Here is a 15,534-nt window from a genome sequence, read left to right as displayed (position 1 = left end):
GGCGGGCACTCCGCGCGAGCCTCCGTGAGCCACGAGCCACACAATCCCCTTCTGGCAGAAGGCAGTTGAGTCGGGCTAGGGTCCGACCGCATGGCTGTCAACTTCAACGATCACTATCACCCGCTGCTGCTGAAGCAGGTGCCGGAAGGAGCGCTGACGGCACTGGACGTCGGGTGCGGCACGGGGCGGTTCGCCCGGCTGCTCGCAGGGCAGGGGCTGGAGACCGAAGGGGTGGACGCCCATGCCGACGTCATCGAGGCGGCGCAAGCATCCGGCGGGGGTCCTCGCTACCGACAGGCCGACGTGAACCAACTGCAACTACCGGACGCGCACTACGACTTCATCTCCTGCATCGCCAGCCTCCACCACATGCCGTTCGACTCGGTACTGACCTTGCGGAAGGCCCTCGCTCCGGGAGGCGTACTGGCCGTGCTGGGGCTCTATCCGGCCGACACGGCCACCGACTTCGTCTGTGCACTCCCGGCCATGTGCCTGCTCAGGGCGGACCGACTCCTGAGCAGGCGCAATCCCGCCCCGCCCGTTCAGGTGCCGATCGTCTGGCCACCACCCATGACCTACGCCGAGACCCGCGCCGAATCCGCCCGCCTGCTCCCCGGTTCGACCCTGCGCCGCCTGCTGTTCTGGCGGTACCTGCTGGTGTACCGGGCCACTGAGGCATATGCGTCGGGGTGACGTCATGACGCTTCGACCTGCTCCACCACGACGCCGACGCGCACCAACGCCGGAAGGACCGCGCCGAGCCCTGCGCCACGCGCTCGACGCCGATGCCGCACCCGGGACCCCGGACCGCTGAGGGGCATTGCCGCCACAGCCGCCGCCGCCGCCACCGGCGCCGACCATCGACACATCGGTGGGGCGTCCTCGGCCTCGGTCTCAGCCTCGACGTCGCTGTCCGGGGACCCGAAGGCAAACGCCACGGACCGAGCCTCTCGCGACCTCGGAGCGACCCCCTTGCCCATGAACACCGCGGGCCCGGTGAACCATCCACCGGACCCGCCGCCCACAGCCTCCCGCTCAGCCGACCCGGCAGGGCAAGGCCGTCGCCGTATCGCCGCCGGAACCGGTTACGACGTAGCCGAACGTCGTACTCTCACCCGGATCCAGCGATCCGTTCCAGTCGGCGTTGTGGACCATCACGTTCTGCCCGTTGTACGTCGGGTTGCCGCTCCAGAGACTGTCGACCTTCTGGCCGCTCGCCAGCGTCCAGTCGACCATCCAGCCGAGCATCGGGACGTCCCCGGAGTTGGTGACGGTCACCTCGGACTGGTAGCCGCCGCTCCAACTGCCCGTCGTCCTACGGGTGGCCGTGCAGGTGCCCGGTACCGGGTCGGTCGGGTTGCCGGGCTCCTTGATACCGGTTACCTCGCCGTTGCCGCCGTCGAAGACGACGTCGGAGCAGGAGTAGAAGGTCTCCGCGCTGTCCGAGCGCTGCCACACCATGTAGACGATGTGCCGACCCGACTTGCCCGCGGGGAGCTGCCCGGACCAGGAGTAGTTGGCCTCGACCGTGCCCGGCGAACCGTTCAGCGGCGGGTGGTCGACGCTCAGGAACGGCTGCTCCTCCATGTCGTCCCAGGTGAGCGTCGCGGTCGGATCGAAGCCGTCCTTGGTGATGTACACATAGAACCAACCCGGGTGCGCGGCCCAGGCGTTGTAGGAGAAGTCGACGGTCGCGCCCGAGGTCAGATGGGTCAACGGCCAGTCGGCACTGGGGGTGTTGAAGCCCGTGAAGTTGGTGTTGCCGCCGCTGCACAACTCGCCGTCCGGCACAAAGCCGCGGGTGCGGCCGGCGCCGTCCGAGCGCAGCACGGAGAACCAGTTGTAGAACGGTGTCGTGCCGCTGACCTGCTGTGCCTTCTTGCAGGCCGGGTTGACGGGCTTGATCTCACCGGTGTCGGTCAGCCCGTCCTGCCAGCACAGGAAGGTGCGGCTGCCGGGCTTCATCGGGGTGCCGTGGGCCTCCGCCTTGCCGCCGGCTGTGACGATCAGGCCGAGGGCCGGGATCGCCGTGAGCAAGGACAGCAGGACGAGGAGAAGGGCTCCTCGGCGGGTCGGGAGTGGTAATCGGGGTCTGGGGCGGGGAGTTGAGGGTGGAAGTGTCACGGACATGACAGTTCTACGTCCCTTCGCTCGGCGGTCGTGAGGAACGTGCGCACGTGGATGCGGGGGATGGGAGTGGCCCTGGGCGGGTTCCGGTCCACCTGGTGTGGGAGCGCTCCCACCCCCCACTGTGGGGCAAAGTAGCGCCGCGTTGCCCACTTGTAAACGCCTGACGCAAGAGGGCCGCACCGGGATGGGTGCGGCCCTCGTGGGAGCAGGGGAAATCCTGACGGCCTGCGAGCGAAGGCCCGTTGAGCGCTCGGGGCGGACCCGGTGGACGGGTCCACCGGGCCCGCGAGCCGGGTCGGCAAGGGGGGTGGGGGCCGACCCGGGTGTTGCGTGGCTTGTGACGACACCGCCGTGCGACAACGTTGTCGAATAGTCTGTGAATGACTGTACCGCGGCAACCGACAACGATGTCAAGCGAGTTGCGGCGTTGGCCCGTCCGGGTGGCCGCGCCGCGTGCCGGTACGGCCGTACGCGGTCTTCCGTGGTACCGGTGGCGCACGCTACTGTCCCCGCGGCTTGTGCGACCTGTGGTGCGCGACCCGTCCGAAGGAGGAGGGGCCGCGTCATGCGTTTCCGTCCTACGTCCCTGCTGCTGGCCGCCGTTCTCACGGTGGCCGGCGCCGCCACCCCGGCGCTCGCCGCGCCACCCGACGAACTCGTCAAGGACCCCACCGCGTACGTCGATCCGCTCATCGGCACCAAGAACGGCGGCAATGTCATCCCGGGCGCCGTCGTCCCCTTCGGCATGCTCTCCTGGAGCCCGGAGAACACCGGAGGCGACGCGACCAGAACCGCCGCGCCCGGCGGTTACCACTACGACACCACCCGCATCCGGGGCTTCAGCCTCACCCATATGTCCGGTACGGGTTGCGCGGGCGGCAGCGGCGACATCCCGTTCTTCCCGTACGCCGGTGAGGTCACCTCGTCCCCGGCGAGCGACACCAAGGACGCGGTGTACGCCTCCGACTTCAGTCACGCCGACGAAACCGCCGAGCCCGGCCACTACAAGGTGGGACTCGACTCCGGCGTCACGACCGACCTCACGGCGACCGCCCGCACGGGCTCGGCCCGGTTCACCTACCCCGCCGACAAGCCCGCCTCGCTGCTCATCCGCACCGCCAACTCCGAGGTGGGTTCCACCGATTCGTCGATCGAGATCGACCCGGCGACCCGTACCGTCTCCGGCTCCGTCACCTCCGGCAACTTCTGCGGCTATCTCGACCCCGAGGGCCGACGCGCCTACTACACCCTCCACTTCACCGCCCGCTTCGACCGGCCCTTCAAGACGACCGGTACCTGGCAGGACGACAAGCTGACCCCGGGCTCCACCTCCGCGAGCGGCGGCACCGGCGGATTCACCAACGGCGGGCGGCCCGTCGCGGGCAAGGGCGCGGGCGGATACGTGGAGTTCGAGCCCGGCGCCGGCCCGGTGAACGTCAAGGTCGGTATCTCGTACGTCAGCCCGGCGGGCGCCGAGGCCAACCTCGCGGCGGAGAACCCGCCCGGCCGTTCCTTCACCTCCGTGCAGGACGCTGCTCACCGGTCATGGCGTGACCGGCTCGACGCCATCCGCGTCGGCGGCGGCACCGACGCCGAGCGCACCACTTTCTACACCGCTCTCTACCACTCCTTCTTCCACCCGAACGTCATCAGCGACGTCGACCGCAGATACCGGGGCAGCGACGGCAAGGTGCACACCGTCGGCCGGGGCCGTCAGGCGCAGTACGGCACCTTCTCCGGCTGGGACGTCTACCGCTCCCAGGTTCAGCTGCTGACCCTGCTCGACCCGCGTACGGGCTCGGACATCGCACAGTCGCTGTACGAACTCGCCGAGCAGAACGGCGGCATCTGGGACCGCTGGCTGCACGGCGCGAGCGGCACCCACGTCATGAACGGCGACCCCTCACCCATCGCCCTCGCCGGCATCCGCGCCTTCGGCGGCAAGGACTTCGACCTGCGCGGAGCACTGGACTCCCTCGTCCGGGCGGCCACCGTGCCCACGGACCAGGACCTCTCCTCGGCCGGCAAACCGGTGCTGTCGGTCGGCCAGCGTCCCTCCCTCGACAAGTACTTGAAGCTCCACTACATGCCGTCGGTCTCCAACGCCTGGGGCGGTGCCGCCGAGACGCTGGAGTTGTCCGGCGCCGACTTCGCGCTCTCCCAACTCGCTTCGGCGGCGGGGGAGAAGGACACGGCCGACGACTTCGCGACCCGGGCCCAGTGGTGGCAGAACAACTTCAACATCGCCGCCGACTCCACCGGCGGCTACATCGCCAACCGCAAGGGGGACGGCAGCTGGGTAACCGGTTTCACCCCGGCCACCGGCAATGGCTTCGTCGAGGGCACGGCCGCCCAGTACACCTGGATGGTGCAGCACAATCCGGCCGGTCTCTTCGCGGCGATGGGCGGCAAGGACAAGGCCATGGCCCGCCTCGACTCCTTCTTCCACAACGCCGACGGCAGCTGGTCCTTCACCGGCGGCGGCGGTGAGAAGTCCGAGCTGGACAACGAGCCGTCGATCAACGTCCCCTACCTGTACGCCTACGCGGGCGCCCCGTACAAGACGCAGGAAACGGTTCGCGCCGCCATGCGGCAGCTCTGGACCACGCAGCCCGGCGGCATCCCCGGCAACGACGACCTCGGCGCCATGTCGTCCTGGTACGTCTTCTCCGCGCTCGGCATGTATCCCCAGGTACCCTCCCGCGCCGAACTCGTCCTGGCCTCACCGCTGTTCCCGAGGATCGAGATCGACCGCCCGTACGGAAACGACATCTCCGTCCGCGCGACGGGAGCCGCCGCCGACGCACCGTACATCCACTCCCTGAAGGTCGACGGACGTACGAGCGACCGCCCTTGGCTGCCCGCCTCCTTCGTACGCGACGGGGGCCGACTGGACTACACCCTCTCCGCCACGCCCGACCCCACCTGGGGTGCGTCCCGGACCCCGCCCTCCTTCCGTGCGGGCGAGCAGCCGTACCAGATCGGCGTCGGCCCGACCACGGCGACGATCGCACCGGGCGGCAGCACGAAGGTCGCCATCCGTGCCCTGTCGATGAGCGGGGACGGCTCCGGCCCGGAGGTGCGCTTCCGGGTGGAGACACCGGAGGGCGTCACCGCAACTCCCGCCGAGGGGACGGTCGTCGACGGATCCCAGGAGGTCACCCTCTCCGCCGCGGAGGACATCCGGCAGGGCTTCTACGACGCCAAGATCACGGTTACCTCCTACGAGCAACCGGTCTCCCTGACCGTCGCCGCGCCGGGCTCCCTGCTCGCCTCCTACAGCAACACCGGCGTCTCGGACGACGCGGGCGAACACGACGAGGCCGACTACGACGGGGGCGGTTGGAGCTACTCCCGGCAGGCCCTGGCCGCGGCGGGCCTCACTCCCGGGATGCAGGGCACGGTGAACGGCCTGAGCTACACCTGGCCGAACTCGCCGAGCGGCCGCCCGGACAACGCCACGGCCGACGGCCAGACCATCGAACTGGCCGACGACATCTCGCAGTTGTCCTTCCTCGGCAGCGCCGTCAACGGCAACCAGCAGTCGCAGGCGAAGGTCACCTACACCGACGGCACGACCGGCACGGTCGACCTGGCCTTCACGGACTGGACCGTCGGCGGTGGCAGCGGCAGCGTCCAGTACGGCAATGAGGTCGTCGCGCGGGCCGCGTACCGGAATGTCGCCGGTGCGGACCGGGATCAGGTCGACACATATGTCTTCGCCACGAAACCGTTTGCGGCACCGGACGGCAAGCGCATCAAGAGCGTGACGCTGCCGGACAACGCGGACGTGCATGTGTTCACGCTTGCAGTGAGTTGAGGTGCGCTGAGATGAGGTGAGGTGACGTGCGCTGAGGTGAGATGAGCTGAGCCGGGTTGTGCGGATCCGCGCCGAATGTGCCCGCCTGCTTCCCGGTTCAGCTCAACAGGTCCCGAAGCCAGGCCAGTTGGCCGCGCACGTGATATGCGTCGCCGCCCTCATGGCCGTTGAACGGATAGGCGTGGATCTCCTTGCGGGGGTCCGCGCCGCTCAGCTCCGCGTAACGGTTCCAAGCGGCGTACGCGCCGCTCGGCGGGCACACCGTGTCACGCAGGCCGACCCCGAAGTGCGCCGGGGCGTGGGCGCGGCGGGCGAAGGAAATGCCCTCCAGGTACGACAGCGTGCGGTATGCGGCCTGTTCGGCGCCGCGATGGACGGTGAGGTAGGCGGCGATCTCGCCGTACGGACCCGCGTCCGTGAGGTCCAGCGCGCGCCGGATCCCGCACAGGAGCGGTGCCGTGATCAGGGCTGCTGTCAGGTCCGGGACGAGTCCGGCGACGGCCAGAGCGAGGCCGCCGCCCTGGCTGTTGCCGACGGCCGCGGTCCGTGAGCCGTCCACTCCGGGCAGGGCGCGGACGGCGGCGACGGCACGCACGGCGTCGGTGATGAGACGTCGGTAGTGGTGGTCGTGCGGGTCGAGCAGGCCGCGCACCGCAGGGCCGGGGCCGCCCGGTGCGGTGGCGTGCGGGTCGGGTGTGTCGCCGCCGTTGCCGTACTGGTCCCCCTGGCCCCTGTTGTCCATCAGCAGATGTGCGTAGCCGGCGTTCACCCAGGTCAGTCGTTCGTGCGGGAGGCCGCGTCCGCGTCCGTACCCCGCGAATTCGACGACCGCGGGCAGGGGTTCACGTACCCCGGCGGATCTGCTGAACCATGCGCGCACCGCGTCACCCGCGAAGCCCCGGAAGGTCACGTCCCAGGTCTCGGTCAGTCGCAGCCCGGTGTCCACCGGGTGTACCGAGACCAGGGGTTCGGCCTGCTCGGCCGCCTTCAGGGTGGCCCGCCAGAACACGTCGAAGTCCTCGGGCTCCTCGATGTCCGGACGGTGGCGCTCCAGTTCCGGCAGGGGCAGGTCGAACGCTGGCACGTCGGCAACCTCGCAGGAGTCGGTCATAGTGCAGAAACTTGCGACGAGTTGAGCGGGACAGTCTCAGTGACTTACCCACACAGCGGCGGGTTGCAACGCTGTCGGCTCGTCTCAACTGACCGTTGCAGCACCCATTGACAGCGCTTTCTAAGGGCTTTAAGTTGCCGCGAGTTACCGGTAAGAGCTCGAAAGTTTCGGTTCCGTGTATCTGTCCGGGAGGACCGAGCATGAGCACCTCCACGAGATCGACGCCGCCGCCCGGCACCCAGGACCCACCGACGCCGAAGCCCGCGCGCTCCACCAAGTCCCCTACCGCGCGCGACGGTTGGCGACGCGCCTTGCGCAGGGACTGGCAGCTGTACTCGCTGGTCGTGCTGCCGCTGCTGTTCTTCCTGGTCTTCCGCTATCTGCCGATGATCGGGAACGTGATCGCGTTCCGGCGCTTCGAGCCGGGCGGGTCGATCCTGGGCGAGGAGTGGGTGGGCCTGCGCTATGTGGAGATGTTCCTCACCGATCCCACCTTCTGGCAGGTGTTCCGCAACACCCTGTGGCTCGGCGCGCTGACGCTCGTGTTCTGCTTTCCGATCCCGATCGTGCTTGCGCTACTGCTCAACGAGGTGCGCAGACGGGCGCTGAAGCGGTTCGTGCAATCGGTTTCGTACCTGCCGCACTTTCTGTCGATCGTCATCGTCGCGGGCATCACCATGCAGATGCTCGCCACGGACGGCCCGGTCAACGCCATGCTCGGCTGGTTCGGGCACGACCCGATCCGTTTCATCCAGGAACCCGAGTGGTTCCGCACGGTCTACGTCGGCTCGGAGATCTGGCAGACCGCCGGCTGGGGCACGATCCTCTACCTCGCCGCGCTCACCACGATCGACGAAGACCTGTACGAGGCCGCACGCATCGACGGCGCCAACCGCTGGCAGCAGATCTGGCATGTGACCCTGCCCGGCATCCGGCCCACCATGATCACGCTGCTGATCCTGAACATCGGTACGTTCATGGTGGTCGGCTTCGAGAAGATCCTGCTGCTCTACAACCCGCTGACGTATCCGACGGCGGACGTCGTCTCGACGTACGTGTACCGCATGGGTGTCGAGTCCAACAGCTTCAGCTACGCCGCCGCCATCGGTCTGTTCGAGGCGATCATCGGGCTGGTGCTGATCACGTCCGCGAACCAGTTGTCGCGCCGCACGGTGGGGACGAGCCTGTGGTGAGGACGAGCCGCGGTCACCGTGTCTTCCAGGGCGTCAACGGCTTCGTCCTCACCGCCGTCGTGATCGTGACCCTTTACCCGTTCGTCAACATCATCGCCCGCTCTTTCAGCGGTGAGCGGCAGATCCGCGCCGGTGAGGTGACGTTGTGGCCCAAGGGCTTCAACCTCACCACGTACGAGATCGTCTTCAAGGACTCGATGTTCTGGCGGAACTACGGAAACACCGTGCTCTACACGGTCGTCTCCACCGTCGTCGCCATGGTCCTGACGACGTGTTACGCCTACGTCCTGTCGAAGAAGCACCTCAAGGGACGCGGACTGCTCATCGGTATCGCCGTGTTCACCATGTTCTTCACCGGCGGGCTGATCCCCAACTACGTCCTGATCACCAGCCTCGGCCTGAAGAACTCGATCTGGGCGATGGCGCTCCCGAACGCGATCAGCGTCTTCAACCTGCTGGTGATGAAGGCCTTCTTCGAAAGCCTGCCGGACGAACTCGAAGAGGCCGCGCAGATAGACGGGTTGAGCACATACGGCATTCTGCTGCGGATCGTGCTGCCGCTGTCGAAAGCGGTTGTCGCGACGATGGTGCTGTTCTACTCGGTGTCCTTCTGGAACTCCTGGTTCAGCGCCTTCCTCTACATGGACCGCACCGAACTGATGCCGGTCACCGTCTATCTGCGCAATCTCATCGCGGGAGCCACCACCGGAGGCAACGCGGGCGCGGGAACCGAGCAGCTCAGCCAGGTCGCGGCGAACATCCAGTCGGTCACGATCGTGCTCACCGCGCTGCCCATCCTCTGTCTGTACCCGTTCGTCCAGCGCTACTTCGTGTCGGGCGTGATGCTCGGCGCGGTCAAGGGCTGACAGCCGCCGCACGCCACTACGGAACAAGGGAGTCTCCGTGAAGAACACAGGACAGCTGTCGCGACGTCAGATCCTGGCCGCCGCCGGCTTCATCGGACTCGCCACGCTCACCGGCTGCGGCAGCGGCGACGACGGCGGGGACCGAAAGGACCTGAGCAAGAAGCAGGACGGCGCGATGAAGAACTACCGCGCAGGCGAACAGTTCAAGGCCGCCAAGCCCCTTTCCTTCGAGGTGCTGCACAACAACAACCCGGTGTATCCGCTCAAAGACAGCTGGCTGTTCTGGCAGGAGCTCAGCAAGCGCACCGGTGTCACGCTGAAACCGATTGCCGTCCCGCTGAGCGATTACGAAAAGAAGCGCAGTCTGCTCATCGGCGCCGGCGACGCACCGTTCCTGATCCCCAAGACGTACCACCCCGCCGAGGTCGCGTTCGTGTCGTCGGGCGCGATCCTCGCGGTCAGTGAGTACGTGCACCTGATGCCCAACTTCCGGGCCAAGGTGAAGAAGTGGAAGCTGGAGCCCGAGCTCGACTCCATCCGGCAGTCCGACGGCAAGTACTACCTGCTGCCCGGCCTGCACGAGAAGCCCAAGCCCGGCTACTCGATGTCCTTCCGCACGGACGTCCTCGACAAGCTCGGCCTCACCCTGCCCACCACCTGGGACGAGGTGTACGACGTCTTCAAGGCGATCAAGGCCGAGTACCCCGACCGCTACCCCTTCTCGGACCGCTGGAGCACCAACACCCCCTTCCCGGCCGCCGCACTGCTCAGCTATCTCGGCCAGGCACACGGGGTGAAGGCGGGCTGGACGTACGACAACATCACCTTCGGCCAGAAGGAGCAGAAGTTCGTCTTCACGGGCGCGACCGCCGAGTTCCGCCAAATCGTCGAATACCTGCGGAAGCTGGTCGACGAGAAGCTGATGGACCCCGAGAGCTTCACCCAGACCGACGACGACGCGGTGAAGAAACTGCTGTCCGAGAAGTCCTTCGCGATCAGCGCCAATCCGCAGGAGCTGGTGCAGAACTACCGCTACAACCTCGAACGCCAGGTCAAGGGCGCGACCATCGAGATGGTGCCGGTCCCGATCGGACCCGCGGGCCCGGTCGTGCTGGGCGGTATCCGCCTGGAAAACGGTGTCATGATCGCCGACAAGGCCCTGGAGAGTTCCCACTTCGTCGCGATGATGCAGTTCGTGGACTGGCTCTGGTACTCGGACGAGGGCCAGCGGTTCGCCAAGTGGGGCGTCCAGGGCGTCACCTACACCTCTTCGGGCGGCACCTACGAACTCACCGACGGCATCAGCCTCATGGGCTCCGACCCGGACGCACCGAAGGACCTCCAGAAGGACTACGGCTTCTTCAACGGCGTCTTCACCTACGGCGGCAGCTGGGAACTGGTCTCCTCGTCCTTCTCCCCGGACGAGAAGAAGTTCCAGGACGCCATGGCCCAGCGCAGGGAACTGCCCGTCGACCCGGCCCACCCGCTCCAGTCCGTGGAGCAGGAGCAGGCCGCGCTCTGGGACACCCCGCTCAAGGACCACGTCACCCAGAACGCCCTCCAGTTCATCCTCGGCAAGCGCCCGCTCTCCGAATGGGACGACTACGTCGGCGAGTTGAAGGCCAAGAACATGGACCAGTTCATCGACCTGCACAACCAGGCATACGAACGGTTCAAGCAGGAGAACGGATGATCCCCGTCCCGGCCGACACCGTCCGTACGACGCCCATCGGCGACGGCCCCCTCTCCCGCGCAGCCGCCCTGATCCACACCCTCGTCACCGTCGAGGCGCTGCTGCTGCTCGCCGCCTCACCGGGCCTGGCCGGGCTGCTGTTCCTCGGCGCTGATCCATCCAACCTCCCCCTCGCCGCCGTATGCCTGCTGCCTCTCGGTCCGGCCCTCTCCGCCGCCCTGTACGCACTCCACCACCGCGGTCGCGACCTCACCGAGCTCCACCCGGCCCGCACCTACTGGCGCGGCTTGCGGCTCAACACCGCGCCGGTCCTCAAGCTCTGGGCGCCGCTGCTGGGCTGGCTCACCGTCATCGCCTTCACGCTGACCCACTTCTCCGCGACCGGCCTGCCCGGCTGGTGGGCGGTGCTGCTCGCCGCAGTCGGCCTCGCCTCGCTCCTCTGGGGCGCGCACGCGCTCGTGCTGACCTCGCTGTTCGACTTCCGCGCCCGCGATACCGCCCGGCTCGCCGGTTACTTCCTGTTCCGGCACGCCGGCGCCACCCTCGGCGCGGCCTCGCTGCTCGTGTTGGCCGCCGGGCTCACCGCCCTGCTGACCGAGGCCCTGCCCGCCCTGCTGGCCGCTCCGCTGCTGCTCTCCCTGCTGCACAGCAGCCGTCCGGTGATCGCCGAGACCCAGGAGGACTTCACCGTATGACAGCGCCCCGCACCCCGAAGATCCCGTACGGCGGCGACTACAACCCGGAGCAGTGGCCGGAGGAGGTGTGGGACGAGGACCACCGTCTGTTCGGCCGGGCCGGCATCGACACGCTCACCGTGGGCGTCTTCTCCTGGTCCCTCACCCAACCCGCCGAGGACGCCTATGACGTAACCGTTCTCGACCGCATCCTCGACCGCGCCGCCGGCGAGGGCCGCCAGGTCTGTCTCGCCACCGGCACCGCCGCCCTCCCGCCCTGGCTCGCGAAGAAGTATCCGGAGGTCAACCGCACCGACTTCGAGGGCCGCCGGCACCGCTACGGCCAGCGCCACAACTTCTGCCCCAGCTCACCGGCGTACCGGACGGCCGCCACCTCCCTCGCCTCCCGGCTCGCCGAACGGTACGCGCAGCACCCCGCGCTACTCGCCTGGCACATCAACAACGAGTACGGCGGCGCCTGTTACTGCGAGCTGTGCGCCGAGGCCTTCCGGGAGTGGCTCCGCGCTCGCCATGACACCCTCGACGCCCTCAATGACGCCTGGTGCACCACCTTCTGGTCGCACCGGTACACGGACTGGGCAGAGATCGAGCCGCCGAACGCCCTCACCGAGCACTGGCGCGGCCCCGACCACACCGCCTTCCAGGGCATCACCCTCGACTACCACCGCTTCACCACCGACGCCCTGCTCGGCTGCTTCCTCGCCGAGAAGGACGCGATCCGCGCCCACGACCCGGACACGCCCGTCACCACCAACTTCATGGGCATGTTCCGCCCGCTCGACTACCACCGCTGGGCGCCCCACCTCGACTTCGCGTCCTGGGACGACTACCCGCCCCTCGACGCCCCGCCCACCTGGTCCGCCTTCGCCCACGACCTGATGCGCGGCCTCAAGGACGGCGCCCCCTTCTGGCTCATGGAGCAGACCCCGTCCACCACCGCCTGCCGCGACGTCAACCCGCTCCGCCGCCCCGGCGAACTGCGCCTCGCCACCTTCCAGGCGATCGCCCACGGCGCCGACGCAGCCCTGTACTTCCAGATGCGCGCCGCACGTGGAGCCTGCGAGAAGTACCACGGCGCGGTCATCGGCCACGCGGGCCGCGACGACACCCGTGTCTTTCGTGAAGTGGCCGAGCTGGGCAAGGAGTTGGGCCTCCTGGGCGCCGCGCCCCTCGGCGCCCGCACCCCTGCCCGCACCGCCCTCCTCTTCGACTGGGACAGCTGGTGGGCGCTGGAGATCTCCGACGGTCCCTCGCGCCTGGTCAAGTACCAGGAGGTGGTCCACGCCTACTACCGGGCCGCCCGCGAGGCCGGCGCGGACGTCGATGTCGTCCCGGTCACCGCCGACCTCACCCCGTACGCAGTGGTCCTCGCCCCCGTCCTGCACATGGTCAAGGGCGACCTCGTCACCTGCCTGGAAGCGGTTACGGAACGGGGCGGCACCGTGCTCGCCACCTTCCTCTCCGGTCGCGTCGACGAACACGACCGCGCCTTCCTCACCGACGTCCCCGGCCCGCTCGCCCCCCTCATGGGCATCCGCGTCGACGAATGGGACGCCCGCCCGCGGGATGTCGTACAGCCCATAGAACTGGGGGAGTTGCACACGCAGGCCCGCCTGGTCTTCGAGCTGGTGTTCCCACGCGGAGCCGAAACGGTCGCCACCTACGGCACCGACTTCTACGCGGGCACCCCCGCCGTGACCCGCCACCGGCACGGTGAGGGCGAGGCCTGGTACGTCGCCACCGCCCTCGACCAACCCGGCGTCGACTGGGTGGTACGCCGCATCCTCACCCGCCACGGACTGCTCGGCCCGTACGCCGGCCACCCCGGCCTGGAGACCGCCACCCGCGCCGCCCCCGACGGTACGCGCCTGCTCTTCCTCCTCAACCACACACCGGACGCGGCCCACCTCACCGCACACACCTCAGCCACCGATCTGCTCACCGGAAATCGGTTCGAGAAGGGAGAGCCACTGACCCTCGACCCACTGGGCACAGCAGTTCTGCGCGTTCAATAGATCCGGCGCCCCTGTGCGTCGGCCACACCTGACTTGCGGAAGAAGTAGCTGTTCACCTGATCCCGCCACTCCCGGGCGGAGCGCACCTGCTCGTCATACCGCTCCGCGACCCGCGCATGGCGTGCCGGCTCGACCAGGTCCGCGAGCGAGGCCCAGGTCTCCCGGGCCTCCTCCACCTCGGTCACGCCCTCGAAATGGGTGTCGTAGATATGTTGGATCACCGTCTTGCCGCTGTGCAGTATGTGCCCGTACGACATGTGGTGGAAGAACAAGAGCAGCTCGTCGGGGCAGGTGTCCGGCGACTCGTACACCTCGGACCAGGGCTTGGCGTACTGCGCCGCACAGCCCGTGCCGGTCGCCGCGCTGCGGTCGACGCCGACGCCGTCCCGGTCGGCGAAGTGGTAGGTGCCCCACGGGGTGTACTCATAGCCGTCCACGCTCGGCCCGTAGTGATGCCCGGGCTGCACCATGAAACCGACGCCGAGGGGCGCGGTGTACTTCTCGTAGGTCCGCCAGGAGTCCCAGAGCGCCGCCTGTAGCCCGGTGACCAACTGCGGCGCAGCGGCGGGGAAGGTCAGCCGGATCCAGTCGTCCAGGAGCAGGTACGGGTCCGCGTCGGGCTGCCAGGCGAGCCGGCCGAACGTGTAGAGGTTCGCCTGGGCCAGCGGATGCCCGGTCCAGAACGGGTCGTCACCGACGTTGGACACCGCGACCAGACCGGCGGCCAGCTGTCCCACGCTCGCCGCACCCTCCGGCCGGAACCCCAGCACCTCGCTCCACATCGGCCCCAGCCAGCACACATGCCGCTGCTGACCGGTGTACTCCTGTGTCGCCTGCACCTCCAGCGTCAGCCGCGTCCGCGGCATCGCGCCCAGCACCGGTGAAACCGGTTCCCGCACCTGGAAGTCCATCGGCCCGTGCTTCACCTGGAGCACCGCGTTGTCCGCGAACTCCCCGTCCAGGGGCACGAAATGGTCGTACGCAGCCCGCGCCCGGTCCGTCGTGCGGTCCCGCCAGTCCTGGCGGTGGTCGTAGACGAACGCCCGCCAGTGCACCGTGCCGCCGTGCGCGGCCAGCGCGTCGGCCAGCATGTTCGCGCCGTCCGCGTGAGAGCGGCCGTACGCGAACGGGCCCGGTTGCCCCTCCGAGTCGGCCTTCACCACATACCCGCCGAAGTCCGGTATCGCCGCGTACACATCGGCAGTCGCCCGCGCCCACCACTCCCGCACCCGCGCGTCCAGCGGATCGGCCGTGTCCAGACCGCCGAGCACCATCGGCGCGGCGAAGGTCACCGACAGATGCGTCCTGATCCCGTACGGCCGCAACGCGTCCGCCAGAGCGGCGACCTCACCGATCCGGTCGGTGAGCAGATGAGCCTCGGTCGTGTGCACATTGACGTTGTTCACAGCAACGGCGTTGATCCCGCAGGCCGCCAGCAGCCTGCCGTACGCCCGCACACGCTCCGACTCGCCCCGCGCCCGCCCGTCCTCCCAGAACAGCGAACCACCGGCGTAACCGCGTTCTACCTGACCCATCACGGGGTGCACGGCCACGTTGTCCCAGTGGTCCAGCATGCGCAGCGGAAGGGCCGGGCCGTGCACCTCCCGGGCCCGCTCACCATGGAAGGCGTTCTCGCCGAGCCGTACGACATGGAACAGCCCGTACAGCAGCCCGGAGTGCCCGGACGCGGTGACGGTCGTACGGCCGCCGTTGCGCTCGTATGCGAACGCCTCGTCCCCGAGCCCAGAACCGAGCCCCGGACTCACCTCGAGCACCAGGTCGTACGAAGCGCCCGCGCCCGGCTCGGGATCGCGTGCGACGCGACCTCCGAACCGGGCGCAGGCGCCCGCCACCTCACCGTGCACCGTCTCCACCAGCGGACCCGATCCGCGGATCAGGGTCCGCCGGGTGCCGAGCGACCGGAAGGCGGCCGTCGGCAGCCAGGCGGGGTCGACACCCTCGGGCAGGACGGGCACGGGAAGCGGCATGGGACCTCGACTCCTCGACTCCG

General features: G+C 68.6%; 10 protein-coding genes. 7 read left to right on the top strand and 3 right to left on the bottom strand.

Going from position 1 to position 15,534, the window contains the following annotated elements; all coding sequences use genetic code 11:
* Positions 1 to 90 precede the first annotated feature (90 nt).
* The gene (locus ACIHFB_RS19560; RefSeq protein ID WP_400127451.1) at positions 91 to 693 is read left to right on the top strand and encodes a class I SAM-dependent methyltransferase; all 603 of its coding nucleotides are present in this window, start codon (positions 91 to 93) and stop codon (positions 691 to 693) included.
* Between the two features lie 342 nt (positions 694 to 1,035).
* Here ACIHFB_RS19560 and ACIHFB_RS19555 read toward each other — a convergent pair whose 3' ends face one another.
* Complete coding sequence (locus tag ACIHFB_RS19555; protein WP_365274987.1) at positions 1,036 to 2,130, bottom strand: lytic polysaccharide monooxygenase; 1,095 nt, start codon at positions 2,128 to 2,130, stop codon at positions 1,036 to 1,038.
* A 565-nt stretch (positions 2,131 to 2,695) separates the two neighbouring features.
* Between ACIHFB_RS19555 and ACIHFB_RS19550 the strand changes: the two genes are divergently transcribed.
* Entirely contained in the window at positions 2,696 to 5,950 is a 3,255-nt protein-coding gene (locus ACIHFB_RS19550) for a GH92 family glycosyl hydrolase (protein ID WP_400127450.1), read from the top strand.
* 97 nt (positions 5,951 to 6,047) lie between these two features.
* Here ACIHFB_RS19550 and ACIHFB_RS19545 read toward each other — a convergent pair whose 3' ends face one another.
* Positions 6,048 to 7,034, bottom strand: coding sequence for an acetylxylan esterase (locus ACIHFB_RS19545; RefSeq protein ID WP_400127449.1), 987 nt, complete (start codon positions 7,032 to 7,034; stop codon positions 6,048 to 6,050).
* Between the two features lie 227 nt (positions 7,035 to 7,261).
* Here ACIHFB_RS19545 and ACIHFB_RS19540 point away from each other — a divergent pair, with 227 nt between their 5' ends.
* From ACIHFB_RS19540 to ACIHFB_RS19520, 5 genes are read left to right on the top strand one after another with little or no spacing between them, the layout of a single operon-like run.
* Positions 7,262 to 8,254, top strand: coding sequence for an ABC transporter permease (locus ACIHFB_RS19540; protein WP_400127448.1), 993 nt, complete (start codon positions 7,262 to 7,264; stop codon positions 8,252 to 8,254).
* Positions 8,248 to 9,120, top strand: coding sequence for a carbohydrate ABC transporter permease (locus tag ACIHFB_RS19535; RefSeq protein WP_400127447.1), 873 nt, complete (start codon positions 8,248 to 8,250; stop codon positions 9,118 to 9,120). Before ACIHFB_RS19540 ends, ACIHFB_RS19535 begins: the two co-directional genes overlap by 7 nt.
* A 37-nt stretch (positions 9,121 to 9,157) precedes the next feature.
* A complete protein-coding gene (locus tag ACIHFB_RS19530) occupies positions 9,158 to 10,813 on the top strand; it encodes an extracellular solute-binding protein (RefSeq protein WP_400127446.1) in 1,656 nt (551 codons plus the stop codon).
* A complete protein-coding gene (locus ACIHFB_RS19525; protein ID WP_365274969.1) occupies positions 10,810 to 11,508 on the top strand; it encodes a hypothetical protein in 699 nt (232 codons plus the stop codon). The genes ACIHFB_RS19530 and ACIHFB_RS19525 overlap by 4 nt, the downstream gene beginning before the upstream one ends.
* Positions 11,505 to 13,523: a beta-galactosidase gene (locus ACIHFB_RS19520; protein ID WP_400127445.1), complete on the top strand. Its 2,019-nt coding sequence runs from the start codon at positions 11,505 to 11,507 to the stop codon at positions 13,521 to 13,523. The genes ACIHFB_RS19525 and ACIHFB_RS19520 overlap by 4 nt, the downstream gene beginning before the upstream one ends.
* On the opposite strand, the gene ACIHFB_RS19515 is transcribed toward ACIHFB_RS19520, so the two are convergent.
* Entirely contained in the window at positions 13,517 to 15,511 is a 1,995-nt protein-coding gene (locus ACIHFB_RS19515) for an alpha-glucuronidase (RefSeq protein WP_400127444.1), read from the bottom strand. The genes ACIHFB_RS19520 and ACIHFB_RS19515 overlap by 7 nt on opposite strands.
* Positions 15,512 to 15,534: the final 23 nt, after the last annotated feature.

Origin of the sequence: Streptomyces sp. NPDC051963, from assembly GCF_044593495.1 — a bacterium.
Classification (GTDB): Bacteria; Actinomycetota; Actinomycetes; order Streptomycetales; family Streptomycetaceae; genus Streptomyces.
Note: the sequence above shows the minus strand (reverse complement) of the source record. Positions and strands in the feature narration are given on the sequence as shown.

Bases quoted from the DNA above. Each gene is read 5' to 3' on its own strand.
- ACIHFB_RS19560 (WP_400127451.1), top strand. From the start codon at position 91: ATGGCTGTCAACTTCAACGATCACTATCACCCGCTGCTGCTGAAGCAG.
- ACIHFB_RS19555 (WP_365274987.1), bottom strand. From the start codon at position 2,130: ATGTCCGTGACACTTCCACCCTCAACTCCCCGCCCCAGACCCCGATTA.
- ACIHFB_RS19550 (WP_400127450.1), top strand. From the start codon at position 2,696: ATGCGTTTCCGTCCTACGTCCCTGCTGCTGGCCGCCGTTCTCACGGTG.
- ACIHFB_RS19540 (WP_400127448.1), top strand. From the start codon at position 7,262: ATGAGCACCTCCACGAGATCGACGCCGCCGCCCGGCACCCAGGACCCA.
- ACIHFB_RS19525 (WP_365274969.1), top strand. From the start codon at position 10,810: ATGATCCCCGTCCCGGCCGACACCGTCCGTACGACGCCCATCGGCGAC.
- ACIHFB_RS19520 (WP_400127445.1), top strand. From the start codon at position 11,505: ATGACAGCGCCCCGCACCCCGAAGATCCCGTACGGCGGCGACTACAAC.
- ACIHFB_RS19515 (WP_400127444.1), bottom strand. From the start codon at position 15,511: ATGCCGCTTCCCGTGCCCGTCCTGCCCGAGGGTGTCGACCCCGCCTGG.